Annotated in this window: 7 protein-coding genes; 3 read left to right on the plus strand and 4 right to left on the minus strand. The window is 68.5% G+C overall.

The window, feature by feature from the left end; translation table 11 throughout:
- Positions 1-54: 54 nt before the first annotated feature.
- On the plus strand, positions 55-663 hold the full coding sequence (locus AB6732_RS14630) for an NAD(P)-dependent oxidoreductase (protein WP_370960635.1): 609 nt from the start codon (positions 55-57) through the stop codon (positions 661-663).
- Between the two features lie 64 nt (positions 664-727).
- Here the strand turns inward: AB6732_RS14630 and AB6732_RS14635 are convergent, their stop codons facing one another.
- A complete protein-coding gene (locus AB6732_RS14635; protein WP_370960636.1) occupies positions 728-928 on the minus strand; it encodes a hypothetical protein in 201 nt (66 codons plus the stop codon).
- Between the two features lie 25 nt (positions 929-953).
- Here AB6732_RS14635 and AB6732_RS14640 point away from each other — a divergent pair, with 25 nt between their 5' ends.
- Positions 954-1,487, plus strand: coding sequence for a CGNR zinc finger domain-containing protein (locus AB6732_RS14640; protein ID WP_370960637.1), 534 nt, complete (start codon positions 954-956; stop codon positions 1,485-1,487).
- A 100-nt stretch (positions 1,488-1,587) separates the two neighbouring features.
- Here the strand turns inward: AB6732_RS14640 and poxB are convergent, their stop codons facing one another.
- Both poxB and AB6732_RS14650 read right to left on the minus strand, forming a co-directional pair.
- A complete protein-coding gene (gene poxB / locus AB6732_RS14645; RefSeq protein ID WP_370960638.1) occupies positions 1,588-3,312 on the minus strand; it encodes a ubiquinone-dependent pyruvate dehydrogenase in 1,725 nt (574 codons plus the stop codon).
- Between the two features lie 157 nt (positions 3,313-3,469).
- Positions 3,470-4,504, minus strand: coding sequence for an EamA family transporter (locus tag AB6732_RS14650; protein WP_370960639.1), 1,035 nt, complete (start codon positions 4,502-4,504; stop codon positions 3,470-3,472).
- Positions 4,505-4,576: 72 nt separating this feature from the next.
- Between AB6732_RS14650 and AB6732_RS14655 the strand changes: the two genes are divergently transcribed.
- The gene (locus AB6732_RS14655) at positions 4,577-5,482 is read left to right on the plus strand and encodes a LysR family transcriptional regulator (RefSeq protein WP_370960640.1); all 906 of its coding nucleotides are present in this window, start codon (positions 4,577-4,579) and stop codon (positions 5,480-5,482) included.
- A gap of 234 nt (positions 5,483-5,716) precedes the next feature.
- On the opposite strand, the gene AB6732_RS14660 is transcribed toward AB6732_RS14655, so the two are convergent.
- Entirely contained in the window at positions 5,717-7,546 is a 1,830-nt protein-coding gene (locus AB6732_RS14660; RefSeq protein WP_370960641.1) for a phosphoenolpyruvate carboxykinase (GTP), read from the minus strand.
- Positions 7,547-7,817: the final 271 nt, after the last annotated feature.

The following is a 7,817-nucleotide window of genomic DNA, read 5'->3' on the forward strand; positions in this document are numbered from 1 at the left end:
AATGGATACTGTTGATTCATCAAGCAGCACGCCAGCTACAGAAATGAGGACATCATGAAGATCGCCGTCTACGGTGCCACCGGAATGGTCGGAAGCCAGATCGTCAACGAGGCTCTCAGCCGCGGCCACGAGGTCACCGCCGTGACCCGCCAGGGCCTCGACGTCGAGGGCGCCACCGCCGTCGCCGCCGAGTTCAGCGACACCGCGACCCTGGAGCGCCTCGCCCAGGAGAACGACGTCGTCGTCATCTCCATCCCCACCCCGCGCAACGGCGACTCTCACGAGCCCATCCTGCAGGCGCACCGCGATCTCATCGCCGCCCAGCCGGACGCCCGTGTCTACGTGGTCGGCGGCGCCGGTTCCCTCATGGCCGACGCGACCACCCGCCTGGTCGACGCCATGGGCTTCCCGGAGGCCTACCGCGCCGAGGCCCAGAGCTTCACCACCATCCTCGGCCTGTACGAAGCCGCACCGGAGGGCCTGGACTGGACCATGCAGTCCCCCGCCCCCGAGATCGCCCCGGGCGAGCGCACCGGCAAGTACCACGTGGAGGGCGATTCCATCGCCGGCCCGTTCATCTCGACGCAGGACTTCGCTGTCGCCGCTCTCGATGAGATCGAGAACCCGCAGTTCCGCCGCGCGCGTTTCAACGCCGCCAACTGAGTCCACGCCCCTGCACGCCCCGCGAGGGAACAGCTGAGGCCCCTTCCCGCCCTGGGAAGGGGCCTCAGCTGTTCCCTCGCGGGGCGTGCAGGACCTCGGGCAGGACGAAACGGTCCTCCAGGAGCTCGATCCGCCACGCGCCGCAGTCCTCGCACCGCTCGTAGAGGACCACCCCTTCGGACGAGGAGTGCCGGGACCGGACGGCCCAGAGATGGTCGTGGGTCTCGGCCTGCACGGCCGGTTGAAGCGCTGTACTGGTGTCCATGGATCCAGCCTGATGTAATGGCCTTATGCATCTCAACCCTTACGGAGAGTATGCCGTCCTCCTGGCCGCCTCCCTCGCCAACGACTGGCCGGCCGACCGCGATGGCATCGTGTCCCGCACACGTGACTTCGGGATGACCATGGAGTTCCCCGAGGAGCCCGGGGACCACGCCAGGCTCAGAGTCGCCCTGGACGAGTGGCTCGAGGTGGTGGACGCGGCCGACGGCTCCGGACGGGCGAGGCTCCTCAACCGGATCATGGCGGACGAAGCGGCTTACCCCCATCTCACGGACCACGACGGCGAGGGCTGGCATCTCCACTACCGCGACGACGACAAGGGCCTCCCGAGCACCCTGAGAGCCGTCTTCGCGGTCGGCACCGCCCTGCACCTCACGACGCGCGGCATGCACCGGCTGTCCCGCTGCGCCGCAGGGGTGGGCCTTGACGGGGAGTGCCGGAACGTCGTCGTCGACGTCTCGCGCAACGGCACCCAGAAGTACTGCTCGGTGCGCTGCGCGAACCGCGCGGCGGTCCGCCGGCACCGCGCCGCCCGCCGCTGATTCAGGCCGCAGACACCGCGAGGGAACAGTTCGTGCCCGCAAAATGTCATTTTGCGGGCACGAACTGTTCCCTCGCGGGGATGGCGGGGGCGGCAGGTGGCTAGAAGAGCTGCCGCCAGTTGGTCCGGGCCAGATCCAGCAATTCGTCGCCGCGGCCCGACATGACCGTGCGCAGCGCGTACAGCGCGAAGCCCTTCGCCTGTTCCAGCGAGACGGCGGGCGGCACGGAGAGTTCCTGCCGCGCGGTGACGACGTCGATCAGGGCCGGGCCGTCGTAGGCGAGGGCCTCCTGCACGGCGCCTTCCAGGTCCTCCGCGTTCTCCACGCGGATGCCCTTGATGCCCAGCGCCTCGGCCACGGCCGCGAAGTTCGGGTTGGAGAGCCCGGTGCCGAAGTTCACGAAGCCCGCGGCCTTCATCTCCAGCTCCACGAAGTTCAGCGAGGAGTTGTTGAAGACCACCAGTTTGACCGGGAGCTTGTTCTGCGTGAGCGTGATGAGCTCGCCCATCAGCATCGTCAGGCCGCCGTCGCCCGCGAGCGCCACGACCTGGCGCTCCGGCTCCAGGGCGGCGGCGCCGATCCCGTGGACCAGGGCGTTGGCCATGCTGCCGTGGTTGAACGAGCCGATCAGGCGCCGCTTCCCGTTCATCGTCAGGTACCTCGCGGCCCATACGACCGGCGAGCCGACGTCCGCGGTGAACACGGCGTCGTCGGCCGCGAGACGGTCCACGACCCGCGCCACGTACTGCGGGTGCAGCGGCTGGCCTTTCCGGGTGGGGCTCGCGAGTTCGTCGAGCTTCGCCCGGGTCTTCACGTAGTGCTTCCGTGCCGAGTCCAGGTGCGAGCGGTCCTTCTTACGCTCCAGCAGGGGCAGCAGCGCCTGGGCCGTGTCCTTGACCGTGCCCACCAGGCCGAGGTCCAGACGGGTCCGGCGGCCGAGCTGTTCACCCCGCACATCGACCTGGATCACCTTGGCGTGGTCCGGATAGAACTGCTGGTACGGGAAGTCGGTGCCGAGCATGAGCAGGGCGTCACAGTCCTCCATGGCGCGGTAGCCGGAGGCGAAGCCGAGAAGACCGGTCATGCCGACGTCGAAGGGGTTGTCGTATTCGATGAACTCCTTGCCGCGCAGCGCGTGCACGATCGGAGCGCCGAGCGCGTCCGCCAGAGCCACGACGTCCTCGTGGGCGCCCTGGACACCGGCGCCCGCGAGGATGGTGACCTTGGACGCGGAGTTCAGGATTCCCGCGGCTTCCCGCAGTTCCGTCTCGGACGGGACGATCCGCGGCTCGGTCTTCCGGATGAGGGAGACGGCCTCGCTCGCGGCCTGCGCCAGCGCGACGTCACCGGAGATCACGACCACCGCCACGCCCCGCTTCTCGATGGCGGTCCGCATGGCGATGTCCAGGATGCGCGGCATCTGCGAAGGATCGGTGACCTGCTCGGCGTAGACGCTGCACTCCCGGAAGACCTCCTGCGGGTGCGTCTCCTGGAAGTAGTTGGAACCGATCTCACTGGTGGGGATGTGGGCCGCGATCGCCAGGACCGGGACGCGGGACCGATTGGCGTCGTAGAGACCGTTGATGAGGTGCAGATTGCCGGGCCCGCAGGAGCCGGCGCACACGGCGAGTTCGCCCGTGAGCGCAGCCTCGGCTGCCGCCGCGAACGCCGCAGCCTCCTCGTGCCGGACGTGGACCCACTCGATCGAGGGCGTCTCGCGGAGCGCGTCGGTGAAGCCGTTCAGGGAGTCACCGGGGATGCCGTAGACGCGGTGGACGCCGTTGGCGGCAAGGGTGTCGACAATGTTCTTTGCGATGGTTGCCATGCTTCCGACCCTACGGCCCGGTAACGTCGCACGGAACCCCGGCCGGACGACTCGTTCCTCACAGTTCCCTGTGACGCGCTGGACACCGCACTCCGTGAGGCCGGGCGTGCGACGACGGCGGCCCGGCCACAGCCCGCAGGGGAACCAGCGCGGCGGGTCACCCCTGTCCGGCAGGCTCCGGGGCGCGGTCACCTCCGCGAGGCGGCACTGCCGCGATCCCGGCCGTCACCGGGGTCGCGGCAACCGCGTTCGCAGCGGCGGCTTCCGGCACTGCTGCCGTGGTCGGTGGGCCTGCCGCCGTCGTCGTTCGAATCCTCGTCCGGCCCCGCCGAAACTGCAGCGCCCCACCCGACTGCGAGACGGCCACCCCGGCGAGCAGGACAGCCCCGCCCACCAGGTCCCAGAGGCCGGGGATCTCGCCGAAGGCAAGCCAGCCGGCGAGCATGGCGACCGGCGGGACCAGGAGCGTGAAAGGCGCCACCTGGGCCGCGGGGTACTTCTGCAGCAGTCCGTTCCAGACCGTGAACGCCAGGAGTGTGGAGACCAGCACCGTGAACACCGTGCTCGTCCAGGCCACCGGGCTCATCGCGACCAGGGCCCGGGCCGGGGCGGCAGGTCCGTCCAGGAGCATCGACAGCGCCAGCAACGGCACCGGGACCACCGCCGCGGACCATACGACCAGGGAGAACGGCTTGGCCCCCCGCGCCGAACGGGACACCACATTGCCCAGGCCCCAGGACAGGCCTCCGGCGAGGCCCAGCAGCAGCGGCAGCACATCCGCGGTGGCGCCTCGTCCCAGCACCACGATTCCCAGGCCCAGCACCCCTGCGGCGATGCCCAGCAACTGCACCCGGCCGGGCCGTTCCCCGAGGAGGACCGCGGCGAGCAGGACGGTGAAGAGGACCTGGCTCTGCAGGATGAGCGGAGCCAGGCCCGACGGCAGACCCAGATGCATCGCCAGGTAGATGAAGCCGAGGTGACCCGCGCTCATGAACAGCCCGACGCCCACCATGGTCCACCAGGGAACCCGTGGCCGCGGCACGAACAGCATCAGGGGAAAGGCCACCAAGGCGAAGCGCAGCGCCGCGAACGTCAGCGGTGGTACATCGCGGAGGCCCGCCTCGATGGCGACGAAATTGACGCCCCAGATGAGGGCGACGAGCAGGGCCAGAAGAACATGACGGGTTTTCACGTCCTCATCCTGTCGCGCGTAAGACTTTAGCACCAGCGTTGATTTGTTCCGTTAATTCGGTAGCATTTCTGCATGATCGATCTCCAGGCGCTCCAGGCGCTCGTCGCGGTCCACCGGACCGGCAGCGTGGCCGCCGCGGCCGTCGAACTCGGCTTCACACCGTCGGCCGTCTCCCAGCAGATCAAGAAGCTCGAACGGCATTCGAAGGCCGCCCTGCTGGAGCGGCATGGCCGCGGAGTGCTCCTGACCGAGCGCGGCCGGGCACTGGTCGAGCACGGCGGACGGATCCTCTCCGAGCTCGAGGAGATGGAGTCGATCCTCACCGCCGGCGAGCAGCCGAAGGGCACCTTCACGGTCGCCAGTTTCTCCACCGCGGCCCGAGGGCTGCTGGTCGGCGTCGCGGCCAGTCTGGCCGAGGAGGCGCCGGAGATGCGCCTGGAAGTGGTCGCCGTGGATCCGGCCGAGGCGGTCGGCAAGGTGGCGCATGGGGACGTGGACCTCGCGGTCGTCCACGACTGGAATTCCGTGGCCTTGGAGATCCCCGGGAACGTCGTGCTGGAGCCGCTCTGCCACGATGTCGCGGACATCATGCTGCCCTCCACCCACCGGCTGGCCGCCCTCGACGCCGTTCCCCGCGCCGCCCTGCTGCAGGAGACCTGGTGTTCACAGCCGCGCGGCGCGATCTGCCATGAAGCGCTGCTGCGGCTCCTGGCGAGCGAAGGAGCCACCCCGCGCATCGCCTTCATCGACCCGGACTTCGCCACGCACCTGGAGTTCGTGGCGCAGGGACTCGCCCTCGCGTTCGTGCCGCGCCTGGGCCGGGGCGCCCTGCCCGCCGGCGTCGTAGCCAGGCCGCTCGCCGGGGAACAAGCCCACCGCTCCGTCTCGGCGGCGTACCGCCAGACCATGTCCGCGAGCCCGGGGGTTCAGCTCCTCGTCCGGCTTCTGCACGAAGCGGCGGACACCGCCTGTCCATGAGCACGACGACGCGCGGGGGCTTGGGCGGACGACTCGCCGCGCGCTCCGGCGAGCGGCCGCCGTCGTCGCTGAACTCGCTACGGGACGTCTCACCTCGCTGCCGCGCGTAGCGGGCTCAGTCCGGGGACAGCGAGTTCAGCGGACCACCACCCGGACGCCTTACCCCGGAAACAGCAAGACCCCCGGAGGTCCGGGGGTCTTGCCGCTTCACGGCTCACGGCCGTGGAGGTTCACTCAGGAGGCGAGGCGGCTCTTCAGGCCGTCCAGCTCGGCGCGGAGGTCCGCGGGAAGGGCCTCACCGAAGTTGGCGTACCAGTCCTCGATGCTCGCGGCCTCGACCTCCCACTCCTCCGGGCGGAACGCCAGCGCGGCGTCCAGTTCCTCGGCGGAGACGTCCAGGCCGTCGGTGTCCAGGGACCCGGCCGTCGGCACGAAGCCGATCGGGGTCTCGACGGCGTCGGCCTTGCCCTCGATACGCTCGATGGCCCACTTCAGCACGCGGGAGTTCTCACCGAAACCGGGCCACGCGAAGCCACCTTCGGGGGTGCGGCGGAACCAGTTGACCAGGAAGATCTTCGGCAGCTTCTCCGGGTTCGCCTTGGCGGACAGAGAGATCCAGTGCTTCAGGTAGTCACCGGCGTTGTAGCCGATGAACGGCAGCATGGCCATGGGATCGCGGCGCACCACACCGACGGCGCCGGCCGCGGCGGCCGTGGTCTCGGAGGAGAGCGTGGAACCCATGAAGATGCCGTTGGTCCAGTCGCGGGCCTCGGTCACCAGCGGAATGGTGGTCTTGCGGCGGCCGCCGAACAGGATCGCGTCCACCTGCACGCCCTCGGGAGCGAAGTACTCCTCGGCGAGCATGTCGATCTGGTCGATCGGGGTGCAGAACCGCGAGTTCGGGTGCGCTGCCGGACGGCCCGACTCGGGGGTCCACTCGTTGCCCTGCCAGTCGGTCAGGTGCGCCGGGGTCTCCTCGGTCATCCCCTCCCACCAGACGCCGCCATCGTCCGTCATGGCGACGTTGGTGAAGATGCTGTTGCCCTTGGCGATGGCGCGCATGGCGTTGGGGTTCGTGCCCCAGCCGGTGCCGGGGGCGACGCCGAACAGGCCGGCCTCCGGGTTCACCGCACGGAGTTCGCCGTCCTTGCCGAAGCGCATCCAGTTGATGTCATCGCCGAGGGTCTCGACCTTCCAGCCCTTGATGGTGGGGTCGAGGAGCGCGAGGTTGGTCTTGCCACACGCGGACGGGAAGGCCGCCGCCACGTGGTAGTCCTTGTTCTCCGGGCTGGTGAGCTTGAGGATCAGCATGTGCTCGGCGAGCCAGCCCTCGTCCCGGGCCATCACCGAGGCGATGCGCAGGGAGAAGCACTTCTTGCCCAGCAGCGCGTTGCCGCCGTAACCGGAACCGTAGGACACGATCGAGCGCTCCTCCGGGAAGTGCACGATCCACTTGTCCGGGTTGCACGGCCAGGCGACGTCCTTCTGGCCGGGCTCCAGCGGAGCGCCCACGGAGTGCAGCGCGGGGACGAAGAAGGCGTTCGTGGCGGTCAGCTTGTCCAGCACGTCGGTGCCGATTCGCGCCATGATGCGCATCGAGGCGACCACGTAGGCGGAGTCGGTGATCTCGACGCCGAACTTGGGGTCCTCGGCGTCAAGGTGACCCATGACGAACGGGATGACGTACATGGTGCGGCCACGCATGGAGCCGGCGAAGAGGGTGTTGAGCTTCCCCTTCATCTCGGCGGGGGCCATCCAGTTGTTGGTGAAGCCGGCGTCGGCCTCCTTCTCGGAGCAGATGAAGGTCTGCTCTTCCACGCGGGCCACGTCGGCCGGATCGGAGAAGGCGGCGAAGGAGTTCGGGAAGGTCTCCGGGTTGAGGGGGACCAGGGTGCCGGCCTCGACCAGTTCAGTGGTCAGGCGTGCGTACTCTTCTTCGGAACCGTTCACCCAGTAGATGGAGTCCGGCTGCGTCAGTTCGGCCACTTCCTCGACCCAGGCCAGAAGCTTCTGGTGGGTGGTGGGGGCGTCAGCTGTCAGGCGAGACGTCGTCAGATTTCCCATAGTGAGTCCTTTTCGATGGGTTCCTGGGCGGGTGTCTCAATCGTAGGTATGGACCACTGGACGGATTTTCAGCAATATTTGACGACGGAGCCCCGTTCGGGACGTTTTCCGTGGTCGAATCACTCTTTTCGGCTGTTTTTGTGATTAAGGTCACGTAGACCGGTACATGTGCGAGGCGTCACCGGCCGTCGATTTGGAAGCCGCCAGAAGTTCCCGTAAAGTTTATGAAGGTTCAACCGGGAGTCGCTTCCGGAATGATGCCAAGCGCCCA

Origin of the sequence: Arthrobacter sp. RCC_34 (assembly GCF_041360795.1) — a bacterium.
Classification (GTDB): domain Bacteria; phylum Actinomycetota; class Actinomycetes; order Actinomycetales; family Micrococcaceae; genus Arthrobacter_E.

What these genes read in the sequence shown, in the direction of transcription:
- poxB (WP_370960638.1), bottom strand. Translation starts at nt 3,312, where the DNA reads ATGGCAACCATCGCAAAGAACATTGTCGACACCCTTGCCGCCAACGGC.
- AB6732_RS14660 (WP_370960641.1), bottom strand. Translation starts at nt 7,546, where the DNA reads ATGGGAAATCTGACGACGTCTCGCCTGACAGCTGACGCCCCCACCACC.
- AB6732_RS14655 (WP_370960640.1), top strand. Translation starts at nt 4,577, where the DNA reads ATGATCGATCTCCAGGCGCTCCAGGCGCTCGTCGCGGTCCACCGGACC.
- AB6732_RS14635 (WP_370960636.1), bottom strand. Translation starts at nt 928, where the DNA reads ATGGACACCAGTACAGCGCTTCAACCGGCCGTGCAGGCCGAGACCCAC.
- AB6732_RS14640 (WP_370960637.1), top strand. Translation starts at nt 954, where the DNA reads ATGCATCTCAACCCTTACGGAGAGTATGCCGTCCTCCTGGCCGCCTCC.
- AB6732_RS14630 (WP_370960635.1), top strand. Translation starts at nt 55, where the DNA reads ATGAAGATCGCCGTCTACGGTGCCACCGGAATGGTCGGAAGCCAGATC.